The sequence below is a fragment of the Altererythrobacter litoralis genome (assembly GCF_036324225.1).
Lineage (GTDB): Bacteria > Pseudomonadota > Alphaproteobacteria > Sphingomonadales > Sphingomonadaceae > Erythrobacter > Erythrobacter litoralis_A.
In genome coordinates this window covers 115,704-129,905 of record NZ_JAZDQV010000007.1, presented here as the reverse complement: position 1 = coordinate 129,905, position 14,202 = coordinate 115,704, and the positions used below count along the sequence as shown (strand labels likewise).

The following is a 14,202-nucleotide window of genomic DNA, read 5'->3' as shown; positions in this document are numbered from 1 at the left end:
CGGTCAGACGATAAAACTCTCGCCGCAGCCGCATGCGCCCTTGGCATTGGGGTTCTCGAACACGAAGCCCGCGGTGAAATCGTCCTCGACCCAATCCATGGTCGAGCCGACGAGATAGAGCACGCTGGCGCCGTCGATGTAGAATGTGCCGCCCGGCGTTGCGATCTTCTCGTCGAACTTCGCTTCCTCGGTGACGTAGTCGACCGAATAGGCGAGGCCCGAACAACCGCGGCGCGGAGTCGACAGTTTCACGCCGATCGCGCCCTCGGGCGCCTTGGACATCAGCTCGGCAATCCGCGCTTCGGCGGCAGCGGTAAGCTTGACGGCAGCCGGGATCTGGCGGGTCTTGGTTTCGGTCATCACAGCATCCCCAGTTCGAGCCGCGCTTCGTCGCTCATCTTGTCGGGGCCCCATGGCGGGTCCCACACCAAGCTCACTTCCGCATCGCGAATGCCGGGCACGCTGGACGCGCGCAGCTCGACTTCGCCGGGCATGCTTTCGGCCACCGGGCAATGCGGCGTTGTGAGCGTCATGGTGATGATCGCATCGGCTTCATCGGTGATCTCGACCCCGTAGATCAGCCCGAGATCGTAGATGTTCACCGGGATTTCCGGGTCGTAGATTTCCTTGAGCGCAGCCACCACCGCTTCGTAAAGCTCGCCGCCCGGTTCGCCCGCGCCGAGATTCTCGGGCTTCTTCTGCAGGAACCCCTCGAGGTAATCGCGCTTGCGCTCAAGCTTCTCGGCAGGCGTCTCGTCGTTATCGACCGCGTCTTCCACGCGCGCGCGGGGAGGCTTGACCACCTCTTCATTGGGCGCTGGTGCGGCCACAAACTGCTTTTCCTCGGCCGGTTTGTTCATGCGAATATCCTCCGCGTGCGGGCGATGCCTTCGAGCAGCGCCACAATATCGCTTTCATCCGAATAGATCCCGAAACTGGCGCGCGCGGTTGCCGGCACGCCCAGATGGTCCATCAGCGGCTGCGCGCAGTGATGCCCGGCGCGGATCGCCACATCCGCTTCATCCAATATGGTGCCCAGATCGTGCGGGTGAACAGTCCCGCTCCCTTGGCCGAGCGCAAAACTGACGATTCCCGCGCTGTCGGCCGGGCCGAACAGCGTGATGTCGTTCATCGCGCCGAGCTCTTCGCGCAGCTTCGCCACCAGCGCGCGTTCGTGCGCGTGAACATTGTCGAGTCCGATGGCTTCGATGAAGTCTACGGCGGCATGCAGCGCGATGGCTTCGGCGATTGCCGGAGTGCCCGCCTCGAAGCGCTGCGGCGGCGGGGCATAGGTGGTCTTCTCGAAAGTCACGCGGTCGATCATCGAGCCGCCGCCCTGATAGGGCGGCATGGCGGCGAGGATCTCGCTGCGCGCCCACAGAGCGCCAATGCCGGTGGGGCCATAGAGCTTGTGCGCGCTGAACACGTAGAAATCGCAGCCAATCGCCGCCACATCCACCTTCAGCCGCGGTGCGGCCTGGCAGCCGTCGAGCAGCAGCTTCGCGCCCACGCCATGGGCGAGATCGGCAGCGCGCTTCGCATCGAGCACCGAGCCAAGCACGTTCGAGACATGCGCCAGCGCCACTAGCTTGTGCCGCTCGGTCAGCATGGCTTCCGCGGCGTCGAGATCGATGCAGCCATCGGAGGTGAGCGGGCAGATATCGATCTGCGCGCCGGTCCGCTCGGCCAGCATCTGCCACGGCACGATGTTCGAATGATGCTCGAGCACGGAAAGCAGGATGCGGTCGCCCGGCCCGATGTTCTCCATGCCCCAGGTCGCCGCAACAAGGTTGATCGCTTCGGTCGCGCCGCGCGTGAAGACAATTTCGTCCTCGCTGCCGCCAATGAACTCCGCCACACGCCGCCGTGCGCCTTCATAGGCGAGCGTCATTTCGGCCGAGCGGGCATAGACCCCGCGATGGACAGTAGCGTAATCCTCGCCCAGTGCGCGCGCCATCGCATCGATCACTACGCGCGGCTTCTGCGCGGTCGCGGCAGTGTCGAGATAATGCCAGGGCTTGCCCTCGCCCGTTATCATGCCGGGGAACTGCGCCCGTACATCGCCAAACCGCGCCAAGGTCGACAGCTCGTTCAAAGCGCCGCCTCGTCGAGCTTCGCCAGCGCGCGTTCGAGCATGGCTTCGGCCTGCGCTTCGTCGGCCATGGCGACAAAGGCATCGCCGATGAAGGCCTGCACCAGCAGCTTGCGCGCCACTTCGGGCGGAATCCCGCGCGCCGCCATGTAATAGGCCGCCTGCTGATCGAGCTGGCCGATCGCCGCGCCATGCGCGCATTTGACGTCGTCAGCGAAGATCTCGAGTTCGGGCTTGGCGTTGGCCGAAGCGCCCTTTTCGAGCAGGATCGCGCGGAAATTCTGCGCCGCATCGGTCTTTTGCGCGTGGCGGACCACTTTGATCCGGCCAAGGAAATTGCCCGTCGCATGGCCCCACTGCACCGCGCGCACGACCTGGTTCGAGGTCGCACCCGGATGCGCGTGAATCGTGCGCGTGACGAATTCCTGCCGATTGTCGCCGCCGCCGATCGTCACTCCGCCGAACTCGAAATGCGCGCCTTCTTCCAGCGTCACTTCGACTTCGAGGCGGGCATATGGCCCGGCAGCATTGATTGCATAGAGTTCGAAGCGGGCATCGCGCCCCACGGCGACACGCAGCCGCTCAACTCCTTCGCCGGCAAGGCGCGTTTCAACCAGCGCTTCGCCTGCGGGAACGGCAAGCTCCTTCCAGTGGGCCAGCGCCTCGGCATCGGCCGCGGCGAGCCAGCCGGAATCGGCATAGCGCCAATCCTCGTCCTGCGTGGTCGGAAGGGTAGCCAGTTCGCTCATGCCGCGACCGCTTCGTAGCCTTCCTGTTCGAGCTGGAGCGCAATTTCGGGCCCGCCCGACTTCACGATCCGGCCCGCGACCATCACATGCACTACATCGGGCTTCACGTAATCGAGCAGGCGCTGGTAGTGCGTGATCAGTAGCACGCCCTTGTCCGGGCGGCGCATGATCGCGTTGATCCCTTCGCCCACGATCCGTAGCGCATCGATATCGAGCCCGCTGTCGGTTTCGTCGAGCACGGCGAATTTCGGGTCGAGGATGCCCATCTGGACCATTTCGGCGCGCTTCTTCTCGCCGCCCGAAAAGCCGACATTCACATTGCGCTTGAGCATGTCCATGTCGAGCCGCAGCAGACCGGCCTTTTCCTTGGCCAGCTTGAGGAATTCGCCGCCCGACAGCGGCTCTTCGCCGCGCGCCTTGCGCTGGGCGTTGAGCGCTTCGCGCAGGAACTGGACATTGGACACGCCGGGGATTTCGACCGGATATTGGAAGCCGAGGAACAGGCCCGCAGCGGCGCGCTCATAGGGTTCGAGTTCGAGCAAATCCTCGCCCGCGAACTCGACCGAACCCTCGGTCACATCATAGCCGGGGCGGCCGCCCAGCACATAGGCCAGCGTCGATTTGCCCGCGCCATTGGGGCCCATGATCGCGTGCACCTCGCCCGCATTCACGGTGAGCGAGAGGCCCTTGAGGATTTGCTTGCCGTCGATCTCGGCATGGAGGTTGTCGATTGTCAGCATGTCAGCGGGTCATCATCCGTCGGCCCGAAGGCTCAAAAAAGCTCGAGAAACTGTGGCAGGAAATAAAGCGCGGCCAGCCCGCACACGACGATAAACACCACGCCCAGGGTCGAGAAACCACGGCTTAGGTTCATGGTGAGGCCGGCGACGAGCGCGATGGCAGGTACAACGAACAGCAGGATTTTCTGCATGTCGGGCGCCATGAGATCGTTGATTGTGGGCATCATTGCGCCTCTCCCTTACGGGCGGCGGGGCGACGCGGACGCGAGCTTGCCTGGTGCGCGCGGCGCGCTTCCTGCTTGTCGCCGATGCGCATGCGCATCCCGGCGGTGATCCGCTGCAGCACCGCATCCATGTTTTCGAGAATGTCCTGCGCCTTGATCCGCATCACGCGGATGCCAACCGCTTCGAGGCTCTTGTCGCGGCGCTTGGCGATAGCCTCGTTCGCGCCTTCCTCGTCGATGGCAATCGCCATGCCAAGGTTGTGGCAGCCGAAATCGACGATGGCCGAACCAATCACCGCATGGCGGGTGAATTTGTAGCGCCCCATGTCGGCCTTGGCGAAGCGCGCCGCCAGCGCCTTGTGCGCCTCGGAAGAATGGCGACGCATCTCGCGCGCCTGCTCGTGCAGCGCATCGAGCCGCTTCTCCGAGATTTCCCAGCCGCGCCCCTTCTTCTTAAGCGCGGGGGTCTCGGTGGGAGCCTCGGACGGATCACGAAGCTTGAGGGTTTTCTTTTCGCTCACCCCACGCTCCCTTCGAGACTGATCGCCAGCAGCTTCTGCGCCTCGACGGCGAATTCCATCGGCAATTCCTTCAACACATCCTTGGCGAAACCGTTGACGATCAGCGCCACCGCCTCTTCCTGCGGCAAGCCGCGTTGCATGGCGTAGAACAGCTGGTCGTCGCTGATCTTGCTTGTCGTCGCCTCGTGCTCGATCTGGGCAGAAGGGTTCTTCACTTCGATATAGGGCACGGTGTGCGCACCGCACTGGTCGCCCAGCAGCAGGCTGTCGCATTGGGTGAAATTGCGCACGCCGTCGGCATTGGCGGCGACGCGCACCAGCCCGCGATAGGTGTTGTTGCTCTTGCCCGCCGAAATGCCTTTGGAGATGATGGTCGATCGCGAACCGCGCCCGTTATGGATCATCTTGGTGCCGGTGTCGGCCTGCTGGTAATTGTTGGTGACCGCGACCGAGTAGAACTCGCCCACGCTGTCTTCGCCATTGAGCACGCAGCTGGGATATTTCCACGTGACCGCACTGCCGGTTTCGACCTGGGTCCAGCTGATCTTGCTGCGCGCGCCCTGGCACAGCCCGCGCTTCGTAACGAAATTGTAGATCCCGCCCTTGCCCTGCGCATCGCCCGGATACCAGTTCTGCACGGTCGAATACTTGATCTCGGCATCTTCGAGCGCGACCAGCTCGACCACGGCGGCGTGGAGCTGGTTTTCGTCGCGCATCGGTGCGGTGCAGCCTTCGAGGTATGAGACGTAGCTGCCCTTTTCGGCAATGATCAGCGTGCGTTCGAACTGGCCGGTGTTCTCCGCATTGATGCGGAAATAGGTGCTGAGCTCCATCGGGCAGCGCACCCCCTCGGGCACATAGACGAAAGTGCCGTCCGAAAAGACCGCGCAATTGAGCGTAGCGAAGAAATTGTCATGCTGCGGCACGACCTTACCGAGCCATTTCTTCACCAGCTCCGGGTGTTCGCGGATCGCTTCGCTGATCGACAGGAAGATGACGCCCGCCTTCTTCAGTTCCTCGCGGAACGTCGTCGCAACGCTGACGCTGTCGAACACGGCATCGACCGCGACCTTGCGCGCGCCCTTGACCCCGGCGAGCACTTCCTGCTCCGCCACGGGGATGCCCAGCTTGTCGTAAACCGCCTTGATTTCGGGATCGAGCTCGTCGAGCGATTCGAGCTGCACCTTCTTCTTGGGCGCGGCGTAATAATAGGCGTCCTGGTAATCGATCGCCGGATAGCCGAGCTTGGCCCAATCGGGCTCTTCCATCGTCTGCCACAGGCGGAAGGCCTTGAGCCGCCATTCGAGCATCCATTCGGGCTCGTTCTTCTTGGCGCTGATGAAGCGGACGGTATCCTCGGTCAGGCCCTTTTCGGCGAACTCGGTCTCGATATCCGCCGACCAGCCGTGCTCATACTCGGCGGCCTTGGCCGCGGCTTCGCGCGCTTCCCGGTCCTGGACTTCAGCGTCCTGCATGCTGGCGTTCTCGCTCATGCCGCTTCTCGCTGCACCACGAGCTGTGTCAGCGGAATTCCCGCCAGCGCGCCGCGCAGGGCCTGATTGATGAACGGCCAGTGCGGCTTGAGCGAACAGGCGTGATCGACCGCGCAATCCTGCCCTTCGACGCATTGGGTAAGCGCAATCGGCCCTTCCACCGCTTCGACGATATCGGCCACGGTGATCGCGGCGGCCGGGCGTGCCAGCTGCAACCCGCCGCCCGCGCCGCGCACGCTGCGCAGCAGCCCGGCCTTGCCAAGGATGCTGACAAGCTTCTGCACCGTCGGCAGCGGCAGGCCGGTCTCTTCCGCGAGCTCGGTCGCCGAAGTCCGTCCGCCGCCGCAATGGCGCGCGGCCGCACTCATCGTGACGACGGCATAATCGGCAAGGTTGGACAGGCGCATGACACTCCAGCTCAAATCGGACTGATTCGTTCCGATTTGCAGTTAGGAGCGCAAATGCGAGGTTTCAATGCGAATCGCCTGTTGCGAGTCACTCTCAAACGAGCCTAGCCGGGCTCCTTGCCGAGCTGTTCCGCCTCTTCGCCCGCGAACAGTTCAACGACGCCATAGCCTTGCGGGCCGAGCGTCTCGACACCCACGGCATCCTTCCTGCTGGCAAGCAGCCGCGGCGTGCGCCCGGTGAATTCGCGAATCTCGCGAATCATATGCGCCTGGTCATAGAAGGACTGGAGCACTTCGATCCGCCGCGCGTCGCTGAGTCCGGGATCGGCCAGCAGCGTCGCGGCCCGAATCGCGCGATAACGCCGACGTAGGCGCGAAGGGGCGAGGCCGAAGAACCGTTTGACCAGCCGCTGCACCTGCCGCTCCGAAAGTGGCAGCGACGCGTAGAGCCTTTCGGGTTCCGGGTTCAGGCTGCTGCTGAGCCAGTCATATGTCGCCTGAATCAGGTCGGCATGGCCAGCCGGTAGCGGCTTGATCGCCGTGCGCAGGATTGCACCGAGTTCGCCTAGCGCCGCCTGCGCGTCGATCTCGCCTGCACGCACACGCCTGGTCAGGGAAAGCGCATCTCCCCCTGCCGGGCCGCCGAGCCCCTGCTCGGCCGTCAGGAAGCGGTCGCTGTTCTGGACCGTCGGCAGCCGGGTCAGCGCCGCCCATCCGTGGAAGGTGAACGAAGCGCCGAGCAATAGCGCAGGTCCGTCAATCGAGAAGGGTCGCGCGGCTGTAAGCGGGCCGGTGAAGAACGCGTCTTCAGGCGCTTCGACAAAGCCGTCCCCGAAATCCATTCGGCCCTTGCCGGAACTCGCCAGCATCAGCTGGCCCGAATAGGCGGGAAGGACCTCTTCGATCCGATGCGGGCCGATCCGTAGGACGTAGAGCGAATTCAGGTACGGCGACAGGTCGGCCGGAGCCGGTACGAACTCAAAACTGAATGGCTGCCCACCAACCATGGCTGCGGTCAATATCTGCGACGCAGCCGAGACGAAAGCTCATATTTTTGTGATCTGGAAAACGAAAGTCAGCCTGCTCCGTCCAGCGTGGGCATGCGGATCTCTCGCAAGTTCTTGGGATCGAGCATCTCATTGAGATAGGGGCTTTCTTCATCCCCCAGCCGCGCGGGCGTGCGGCCAACGAACAATCGGATTTCGCGGATCATGTGCGACTGATCGAAGAAAGCCTCCGCCAGTTGCGCTTCCCAATCGGGTGTCAGCACCGGGAAGGACAACAGGGTCGCGGCGCGGATCGCGCGGTATTTGCGCGCCAGCGCTTGCGGCGGAAGCCCGAAATAACGCTCAACGAGCCGCTGCACCTGTCGGTCGGAATAGGCGGCCCGCTCCATCAAATCAGAGAGTTTCGGGTTGAGCGACGAGCCTAGCCAGTCGTTTGTGATTCGGATCAGCTCGGCATGGCGTTCGTTCACCGGGCACGCCACGCGACCAATATAGTCGCAGAGCGCCATGGCGCAGTCATGCCCCGATATCTCGCCGGCCCGATAGCCATCGCACAATTGCGCCCCGAGCTGCTCGATCTCTTCGCCCAGCCAATCGGCGGCACGCACCAGCCGGTTGCCGTCCTCCGCAGCATGGCGCCCGGTCAGGGCGGCCCACCCCAAGGGAGACAGCGCCGCGCCGATAGCATGGAAGGGCCCGTCCACCATAAAGGGCGCGGCCACCGAAAAGGGCGTCAGGAGATTGGTCTAGTGGCTCGGATCGATCCGGCCATCGCGAAACTGCATTTCCCCGACCCCGCATGGAAACAGCGCAAGCTGGCCGATCGCCGCAGGCTGGATGTCGCGGATTTCCGACTCGTCGCAGCGAAAGTGATAGAGCGTAGTGATGTAGTCGCTCAGCGCCGGCGGCGGGGCGATATAGTCGATCTCGAACGGGTTGCGCGGCGTGAGAGCGCAGGGGCATGTCCGCCCTGCCGCAGCTGCGCTCCGACTGTCTCGCCCACATCCACCATCAAGCCCCACCAACGAAAAAAAGGCGGCCCCTTTCGGGACCGCCCTTGAAGTTGAGGAACTCTTCGCATCGCTGCTCCGAGCCCTTCGGGTCGCAGGTCCCAACTAACCGATTCATTGCCACACGAATTGTATGCAAACGACAAGAGTTGATTTGAATCACAAGTTTCTTGGTCATCAAATTGAAATATTTAACTAAAAGGGTCAAGCATCACGATCTCTCGACAGCGCGCCACACGCTTGCCATAGGCACTGCGTAATGATCTTCAGCCTGCTTCGCCCTGCACTTTTCGCGCTCGAGTCGGAATCGGCCCATCGACTCGCGATCGAAGGCCTCAAAATGATGCCGCACCGCGCACCTCCGGCGCCAGGTGCGCTCGCCACGAAGGTGGCTGGTATTACCTTTCCCAACCCGGTCGGCGTGGCCGCAGGGTTCGACAAGGATGCCGAGGTGCCCGACGCACTTCTCGGCCTGGGCTTCGGTTTCGCCGAGGTCGGCTCGATCACGCCCCTCCCTCAAGTGGGAAATCCCAAGCCGCGCCTGTTCCGCCTTTCGGAAGACCGTGCAGTGATCAATCGCATGGGCTTCAACAATGGCGGCGCAGAAGCCGCGCTTGAGCGACTGGCGCGGCGGAAGGGCTGCCAAGGCGTGCTCGGCATCAATATCGGCGCGAACAAGGATTCAGCCGACCGGATCGCCGATTACGTGCTGATGACGCTGCTGATGGCGCCCCACGCCAGCTATCTTGCGGTCAATATTTCGAGCCCCAATACACCCGGCCTGCGTGCGCTGCAGGACGAGGCAGCGCTGACCGCTTTGCTGGACGCTGTTTTGGCCGCGCGCGACGAGGCAATGCCCGAGGGTGCGCCGCCGGTGTTCCTCAAGGTCGCTCCCGACCTCGAACCAGCGGATATCGATGCTATCGGGCGGATCGCGCTCGAAAAGCAGCTCGGCGCGCTGATCGTCTCCAACACCACCATCTCGCGCCCGGCACTCCTTTCGCGCCATGCGAGCGAGACGGGCGGGCTCTCGGGCGCGCCGCTGCGCCCGCTCGCGCTCCAGCGCGTGCGCGATTTCCGCAAGGCGACCGGCGGGGCGATCCCATTGGTCGGCGTAGGCGGGATCGCCAACCCCGAAGACGCATGGGAACGGATCAAGGCCGGGGCCAGCCTCGTCCAGATCTACAGCGCGATGGTCTATGAAGGACCAGGGCTGGGCGCACGCATCGTTTGCGGACTCGAGCGGCTGATGCGGCGCGAAGGCTTCGCGAGCATTGCCGAAGCCGTCGGAAGCGAATAATCCAGCGTTCATGCACGCCAAGCCCATCGCGCGATTGATCGCCGCTCCGCTGATATTCGGCCTTGCCCTTTCGGGCTGCGCCACCACTGCCTCATCTCCCGCCATTGCCGAAAGCACTGCGCCGCAATCGGCCCATGGCGTGGTGAGCGCCGCCGACCCGCGCGCACAAGCGGCAGGCGAGGCAATGCTGGCAGCGGGCGGCAACGCCACCGATGCGGCGATCGCAGTGATGCTGGCGCTGACTGTGGTCGAGCCGCAAAGCTCGGGGATCGGGGGCGGCGGGTTCTTCGTGCGCGGTGCGGCCGATGGCGATGTGACGTCTTACGACGGTCGCGAGAAGGCTCCGGCAGGCGCGAGCCCCGACTGGTTCCTGCGCGCGGACGGCTCGCTGCCGAGCTTCGAGGAATCGGTGCAGAGCGGCCTGAGTGTCGGCGTCCCGGGCAATATCCGCATGGCGGCGATGGCGCACCACGAACATGGCAAGCTGCCCTGGGCCAAGCTTTTCGAACCGGCGATCGCCCTTGCGCGCGACGGGTTCCAGATCAACAACCGCCTCTACAATGCGCTGAGCTCCCGCCCCGAGCATTCAGGTTTCACCGCCGAAGCGCGGCAGCTCTATTTCGACGCCGACGGCAAGGTCCTGCCCGCTGGGAGCCTGGTCAAAAACGAGCAGCTGGCGAAGACATTCGAGCGGATTGCCAGCGAAGGCCCTGACGCATTCTATCTTTCCGACATGGGTGAGAAGCTTGTCACCGAAGTGGCGCAGGCCACACCGCGCGATGGCGCGATGACCATGGACGACCTGACGGCATACGAGCCCAAGCAGCGCGATGCGGTGTGCGGCAGCTACCGCAAATACCGCGTCTGCAGCATGGGCCCGCCCAGTTCGGGCGGCGTCGCCGTGCTGCAGATCCTCGGCCAGCTCGAGCGCTTTGATCTCAAGGCATTGGGCAAGGACAATCCGGCCACCTGGCACCTGTTCATCGAATCGCAGCGGCTCGCCTATGCCGACCGCGAACTTTACATGGCCGATCCGGATTACTTCGACGTGCCGGTCGCAGGGCTGATCGCGCCCGACTATATCGCGATGCGCAGCGCATTGATCGACCCGGCAAAGCGCAATGATAAGGTTGCCGCCGGAACTCCAGTTGGCGCCAAGATCGCACTCGCGGATGGCGACGAGCCCGAAGAGCATGGCACGTCGCATTTCGCCGCGGTCGATGGCGAAGGAACGATGGTCAGCTACACTTCGACCATCGAGAGCTCGTTCGGATCGGGCCTGATGGCGAATGGCTTCTACCTCAATAACGAGCTGACCGATTTCAGCCGCGCGCCCGAAGTGAACGGGCGGATCGTCGCCAATCGCGTCGAAGGCGGCAAGCGCCCGCGCAGCTCGATGTCGCCCACGGTGGTGTGGGACCCGCAAGGCCACCCCTTCATGGCGGTGGGTGCAGCGGGCGGCCCGACCATTCCGGTGACGACGACGCGCGCAATCATCGGCGCGATCGATTTCGGCCTATCGGCACAGGATTCGCTCGCGCTCCCGTTCCTGATGTCGGTTGGCAATGCGCTGATGCTCGAGCAGGGAACCTGGCTTGCAGCCGCCGCGCCGCAATTCGAAGCGCTGGGGCACGCGCGAATCGTGCTGCGTGAGGCGCCGATCAAGGGCAATGCGATCGTGCGCGAAGGCGAGCAATGGATGAGTGCGCGCGACCCGCGGATCGAAACCGGCCTCGACGTGCCCTGAGCCGGGGCACCCACTTGCCGACTTTGGCGGCTGGGCCTAATCCCCGACGATAAACAGAAAAACGGCGCGAGGAGCCTGAGGTGCTGCAAGACATCGATTCTGCCAATAATCTCGTCGAGCTTTTCCTGAAGCGCGCCGATGAGAAGGGTGACGCACCCTTCCTCGGCAGCAAGCGGGGCGGACAGTGGGTGACGCAGAGCTGGCGCGAAGCCGCTGAGCGGGTCTGCCTGCTGGCGGAGAGCCTGCGCGGCCTCGGCCTCAAACCCGGCGACCGCGTTGTGCTGGTGAGCGAGAACCGCCCCGAATGGTGCATTGCCGACCTCGCGATCATGGCAGCTGGCTGCATTACGGTACCGGCCTACATCACCAACACCACCCGCGATCACAGCCACATCCTCGACAATTCGGGCGCGCGCGCGGTGTTCGTTTCGGACGAGAAGCTGCTTGGGCCGCTCCACCCCGCGATCCAGACAAGCGGGCTGGTCGAGCATGTCATCGGGATCGAGGATTTGCATCGGCACCAGTCAGGCAGCTTCGATTACCATTCATGGGAACGCATGACCTCAGGCGACGCAGCGGCCGCTCGCAAGGCGGTGGAAGAGCGGCTTGCGGGAATCGGACGCGAACAGACTGCCTGCATCATCTACACCAGCGGCACCGGCGGTGCGCCGCGCGGCGTGCTGCAGCACCACGGCATGATCCTGTGCAATGTGGCGGGCGCAGCCGAAATCCTGATCAACGACTTCGGGATCAAGGACGACCGCTTCCTGTCGTTCCTCCCGCTAAGCCACGCCTATGAGCACACTGGCGGGCAGTTCCTGCCGATCGGGGTGGGCGCCGAAATCTATTACTCGGAAGGGCTGGAGAAGCTCGCCAGCAATATCGAGGAAACCCGGCCCACGATCATGGTGGTGGTGCCGCGCCTGTTCGAAGTGTTGCGCACGCGGATCATGAAGCAGGTCGAAAAGCAGGGCAAGTTCGCCAACTACCTGATGGACCGCGCGCTGATCATCAGCGAGGCAGGGCGCAAGCGGCTGCGCGACAGGCCAATGAACTTCATTCTCGAGAAAACGCTGCGCCCCAAGATTCGCGCGCGTTTCGGCGGGCGGATCAAGGCTATGGTCAGCGGCGGCGCACCGCTCAACCCCGACGTCGGCACTTTCTTCGAAGCGATGGGCCTCACCATGCTGCAGGGCTATGGCCAGACCGAGGCCGGACCGGTGATCAGCTGCAACCGCCCCTCGGCAGGCCTCAAGATGGACACTGTCGGCCCGCCGATGCGCGGCGTCGAAGTGCGGATCGCAGACGACGGCGAGATCCTCGTGCGCGGCGAACTGGTGATGCACGGTTACTGGCGCAACGATGCCGAAACCGCACGCACGATCGTCGACGGCTGGCTCCATACGGGCGACATCGGCCATCTCGACGAAGTCGGGCGGATCGTCATCACCGACCGCAAGAAGGACATGATCGTCAACGACAAGGGCGACAACATCGCGCCGCAGAAGATCGAGGGCATGCTCACGCTGCAGCCCGAGATCGCACAGGCGATGGTGAGCGGCGACAAGCGGCCTTACGTCGTCGGGCTGATCGTGCCCGACGCCGAATGGGCGGTCGACTGGGCCAAGGCAAACGACGAAAAGTTCGACATGAAGGCATTGCAGGACTTGCCCGCCTTCAAATCCGCGGTTCGCGCCGCGATCGACCGGGTCAACCAGGATCTCTCGGTGATCGAGAAAGTACGCGGCTTTGCCTTCGCGGACGAGGCCTTCTCGATCGAGAACGAGGAAATGACCCCGAGCATGAAGATTCGCCGGCACAAGATCCGCGAACGCTACCAGGATCGAATCGACGGGCTCTATCGGGGCTAGCGGGCAAGCCTTTACAGTGATCGAAGCCGGTTTGTCAGCGCGACGTTCGATCTGAGGCCACGAATATGGTCGCAAATCGAGCGTCCGTCACTGGCGACCTGTCTCTGCAGTTCCGCCCTGTCGGCCGCGCTCCACATTCGGCCCGGGCTGACATCCTGGGCATCGCGAGGAAGATGTCGAGTAACGACAACTTCTTCACCGTCAGCATCATGTAACAATGTGATTGTCGCGTGAGCCAGCAAATGTCTGATCGGACGATTGTTGCTCCATCGACCGATCCGCGCATCCAGCAATCGGCACTTCCGGTTTTCGCTTGCCTTCAGTTTGCGCCGCAAGGCGTCAAGCTGAGACAGGGATCCATTGTTAATGGGCAAACCCAACATCACTGAAAGATTGCCAATCTCCTACTCGGCTGCTGCGAAGTGCGTCAGCACCTGTCCCATCCAGGCGAAAGGGTCGGGACTGACCGCCTCCGCAGCCCTCGCAATTGGTCTCACTTCCATTTGCTATCACGCCGCTTCGGCTGCTTCGATATATTCCGGATAGAAGCTCGGTGCGCGGTCGGACCAGCCTGGTGCGGTCGCGGCGGCCTCGCTGAGGCTTTGCAGCAGAACCTTGCGCTGTTCGGGGCGAATCTGCGGCAAGGCGGCGGCTGCGCAGAAGCCGCTTGGCAGCCACGGGCGCACATCGGCGCCAAGCAGGCGTTCGTAGAGGAAGCGGAAGGCCGAAAAGCTGCCGATGCGCTCCTGCGAGAGATCGAAAGCGGCAACGCGCACCAGTTTGCCGATGAAGCCTTCGACTTGCGCGATCGTGGCATCGTGCGGGATCGTGGCGCGGAGCGCCTTCAATTCTTGATAGGCGACATACTGGCTGCGGATCGCGGCGTTTTCGCCTTCGCTGCGCGCCCAAAGCTTGAAAGCGTCCTGCCGCCCCAGCCCGATGTCAAGGCTGCGCTTGATGTAGCGCTGTTCCGCGGCCGAGAAGCTCGCGAATTCGCGCATCTCGTTGATCGTCATCGATGCGGTGCCGGCAATAGCCATG

Annotated in this window: 16 protein-coding genes; 3 read left to right on the top strand and 13 right to left on the bottom strand. The window is 63.5% G+C overall.

Annotated features, from left to right (window positions below; genetic code table 11):
* Nucleotides 1-3: 3 nt before the first annotated feature.
* The 12 genes from VRS74_RS08865 to VRS74_RS08810 form a co-directional block, all read right to left on the bottom strand.
* The gene (locus VRS74_RS08865) at nt 4-360 is read right to left on the bottom strand and encodes a HesB/IscA family protein (RefSeq protein WP_354144897.1); all 357 of its coding nucleotides are present in this window, start codon (nt 358-360) and stop codon (nt 4-6) included.
* Nucleotides 360-860: an SUF system Fe-S cluster assembly protein gene (locus VRS74_RS08860; RefSeq protein ID WP_354144896.1), complete on the bottom strand. Its 501-nt coding sequence runs from the start codon at nt 858-860 to the stop codon at nt 360-362. The genes VRS74_RS08865 and VRS74_RS08860 overlap by 1 nt, the downstream gene beginning before the upstream one ends.
* Nucleotides 857-2,095: a cysteine desulfurase gene (locus VRS74_RS08855; RefSeq protein ID WP_354144895.1), complete on the bottom strand. Its 1,239-nt coding sequence runs from the start codon at nt 2,093-2,095 to the stop codon at nt 857-859. Before VRS74_RS08855 ends, VRS74_RS08860 begins: the two co-directional genes overlap by 4 nt.
* Nucleotides 2,092-2,841: a SufD family Fe-S cluster assembly protein gene (locus VRS74_RS08850; RefSeq protein ID WP_354144894.1), complete on the bottom strand. Its 750-nt coding sequence runs from the start codon at nt 2,839-2,841 to the stop codon at nt 2,092-2,094. Before VRS74_RS08850 ends, VRS74_RS08855 begins: the two co-directional genes overlap by 4 nt.
* Entirely contained in the window at nt 2,838-3,581 is a 744-nt protein-coding gene (gene sufC / locus VRS74_RS08845) for a Fe-S cluster assembly ATPase SufC (protein ID WP_354144893.1), read from the bottom strand. Before sufC ends, VRS74_RS08850 begins: the two co-directional genes overlap by 4 nt.
* A 32-nt stretch (nt 3,582-3,613) precedes the next feature.
* Complete coding sequence (locus VRS74_RS08840; RefSeq protein ID WP_354144892.1) at nt 3,614-3,808, bottom strand: hypothetical protein; 195 nt, start codon at nt 3,806-3,808, stop codon at nt 3,614-3,616.
* Nucleotides 3,805-4,326: an endonuclease domain-containing protein gene (locus VRS74_RS08835; protein WP_354144891.1), complete on the bottom strand. Its 522-nt coding sequence runs from the start codon at nt 4,324-4,326 to the stop codon at nt 3,805-3,807. The genes VRS74_RS08840 and VRS74_RS08835 overlap by 4 nt, the downstream gene beginning before the upstream one ends.
* Complete coding sequence (sufB, locus tag VRS74_RS08830) at nt 4,323-5,819, bottom strand: Fe-S cluster assembly protein SufB (protein WP_354144890.1); 1,497 nt, start codon at nt 5,817-5,819, stop codon at nt 4,323-4,325. Before sufB ends, VRS74_RS08835 begins: the two co-directional genes overlap by 4 nt.
* Nucleotides 5,816-6,226 (bottom strand): SUF system Fe-S cluster assembly regulator, encoded by a 411-nt coding sequence (locus VRS74_RS08825; RefSeq protein ID WP_354144926.1) that lies wholly within the window; start codon nt 6,224-6,226, stop codon nt 5,816-5,818. Before VRS74_RS08825 ends, sufB begins: the two co-directional genes overlap by 4 nt.
* 104 nt (nt 6,227-6,330) lie before the next feature.
* Entirely contained in the window at nt 6,331-7,233 is a 903-nt protein-coding gene (locus VRS74_RS08820) for a helix-turn-helix domain-containing protein (protein ID WP_354144889.1), read from the bottom strand.
* A gap of 68 nt (nt 7,234-7,301) precedes the next feature.
* Nucleotides 7,302-7,895 (bottom strand): helix-turn-helix domain-containing protein, encoded by a 594-nt coding sequence (locus VRS74_RS08815; RefSeq protein WP_354144888.1) that lies wholly within the window; start codon nt 7,893-7,895, stop codon nt 7,302-7,304.
* An 84-nt stretch (nt 7,896-7,979) separates the two neighbouring features.
* Nucleotides 7,980-8,258, bottom strand: a complete 279-nt coding sequence (locus VRS74_RS08810; protein ID WP_354144887.1) for a hypothetical protein — start codon at nt 8,256-8,258, stop codon at nt 7,980-7,982.
* Nucleotides 8,259-8,502: 244 nt separating this feature from the next.
* Here VRS74_RS08810 and VRS74_RS08805 point away from each other — a divergent pair, with 244 nt between their 5' ends.
* The 3 genes from VRS74_RS08805 to VRS74_RS08795 all read left to right on the top strand — a co-directional run bounded on the left by VRS74_RS08805 (nt 8,503) and on the right by VRS74_RS08795 (nt 13,161).
* Nucleotides 8,503-9,543, top strand: a complete 1,041-nt coding sequence (locus VRS74_RS08805) for a quinone-dependent dihydroorotate dehydrogenase (RefSeq protein WP_354144886.1) — start codon at nt 8,503-8,505, stop codon at nt 9,541-9,543.
* A gap of 10 nt (nt 9,544-9,553) precedes the next feature.
* Nucleotides 9,554-11,290 (top strand): gamma-glutamyltransferase, encoded by a 1,737-nt coding sequence (gene ggt / locus VRS74_RS08800; RefSeq protein WP_354144885.1) that lies wholly within the window; start codon nt 9,554-9,556, stop codon nt 11,288-11,290.
* Nucleotides 11,291-11,370: 80 nt separating this feature from the next.
* Nucleotides 11,371-13,161, top strand: coding sequence for an AMP-dependent synthetase/ligase (locus VRS74_RS08795; protein WP_354144884.1), 1,791 nt, complete (start codon nt 11,371-11,373; stop codon nt 13,159-13,161).
* Nucleotides 13,162-13,670: 509 nt separating this feature from the next.
* Here VRS74_RS08795 and VRS74_RS08790 read toward each other — a convergent pair.
* Nucleotides 13,671-14,201 carry a hypothetical protein gene (locus tag VRS74_RS08790; RefSeq protein ID WP_354144883.1) on the bottom strand — a complete coding sequence of 177 codons (531 nt, stop codon included), beginning with the start codon at nt 14,199-14,201 and terminating at the stop codon, nt 13,671-13,673.
* Nucleotide 14,202: the final 1 nt, after the last annotated feature.

Coding starts and splice junctions, on each gene's coding strand:
- VRS74_RS08865 (WP_354144897.1), bottom strand. CDS start 360: ATGACCGAAACCAAGACCCGCCAGATCCCGGCTGCCGTCAAGCTTACC.
- VRS74_RS08860 (WP_354144896.1), bottom strand. CDS start 860: ATGAACAAACCGGCCGAGGAAAAGCAGTTTGTGGCCGCACCAGCGCCC.
- VRS74_RS08850 (WP_354144894.1), bottom strand. CDS start 2,841: ATGAGCGAACTGGCTACCCTTCCGACCACGCAGGACGAGGATTGGCGC.
- sufC (WP_354144893.1), bottom strand. CDS start 3,581: ATGCTGACAATCGACAACCTCCATGCCGAGATCGACGGCAAGCAAATC.
- VRS74_RS08840 (WP_354144892.1), bottom strand. CDS start 3,808: ATGATGCCCACAATCAACGATCTCATGGCGCCCGACATGCAGAAAATC.
- sufB (WP_354144890.1), bottom strand. CDS start 5,819: ATGAGCGAGAACGCCAGCATGCAGGACGCTGAAGTCCAGGACCGGGAA.
- VRS74_RS08825 (WP_354144926.1), bottom strand. CDS start 6,226: ATGCGCCTGTCCAACCTTGCCGATTATGCCGTCGTCACGATGAGTGCG.
- VRS74_RS08820 (WP_354144889.1), bottom strand. CDS start 7,233: ATGGTTGGTGGGCAGCCATTCAGTTTTGAGTTCGTACCGGCTCCGGCC.
- VRS74_RS08805 (WP_354144886.1), top strand. CDS start 8,503: ATGATCTTCAGCCTGCTTCGCCCTGCACTTTTCGCGCTCGAGTCGGAA.
- ggt (WP_354144885.1), top strand. CDS start 9,554: ATGCACGCCAAGCCCATCGCGCGATTGATCGCCGCTCCGCTGATATTC.
- VRS74_RS08790 (WP_354144883.1), bottom strand. CDS start 14,201: ATGGCTATTGCCGGCACCGCATCGATGACGATCAACGAGATGCGCGAA.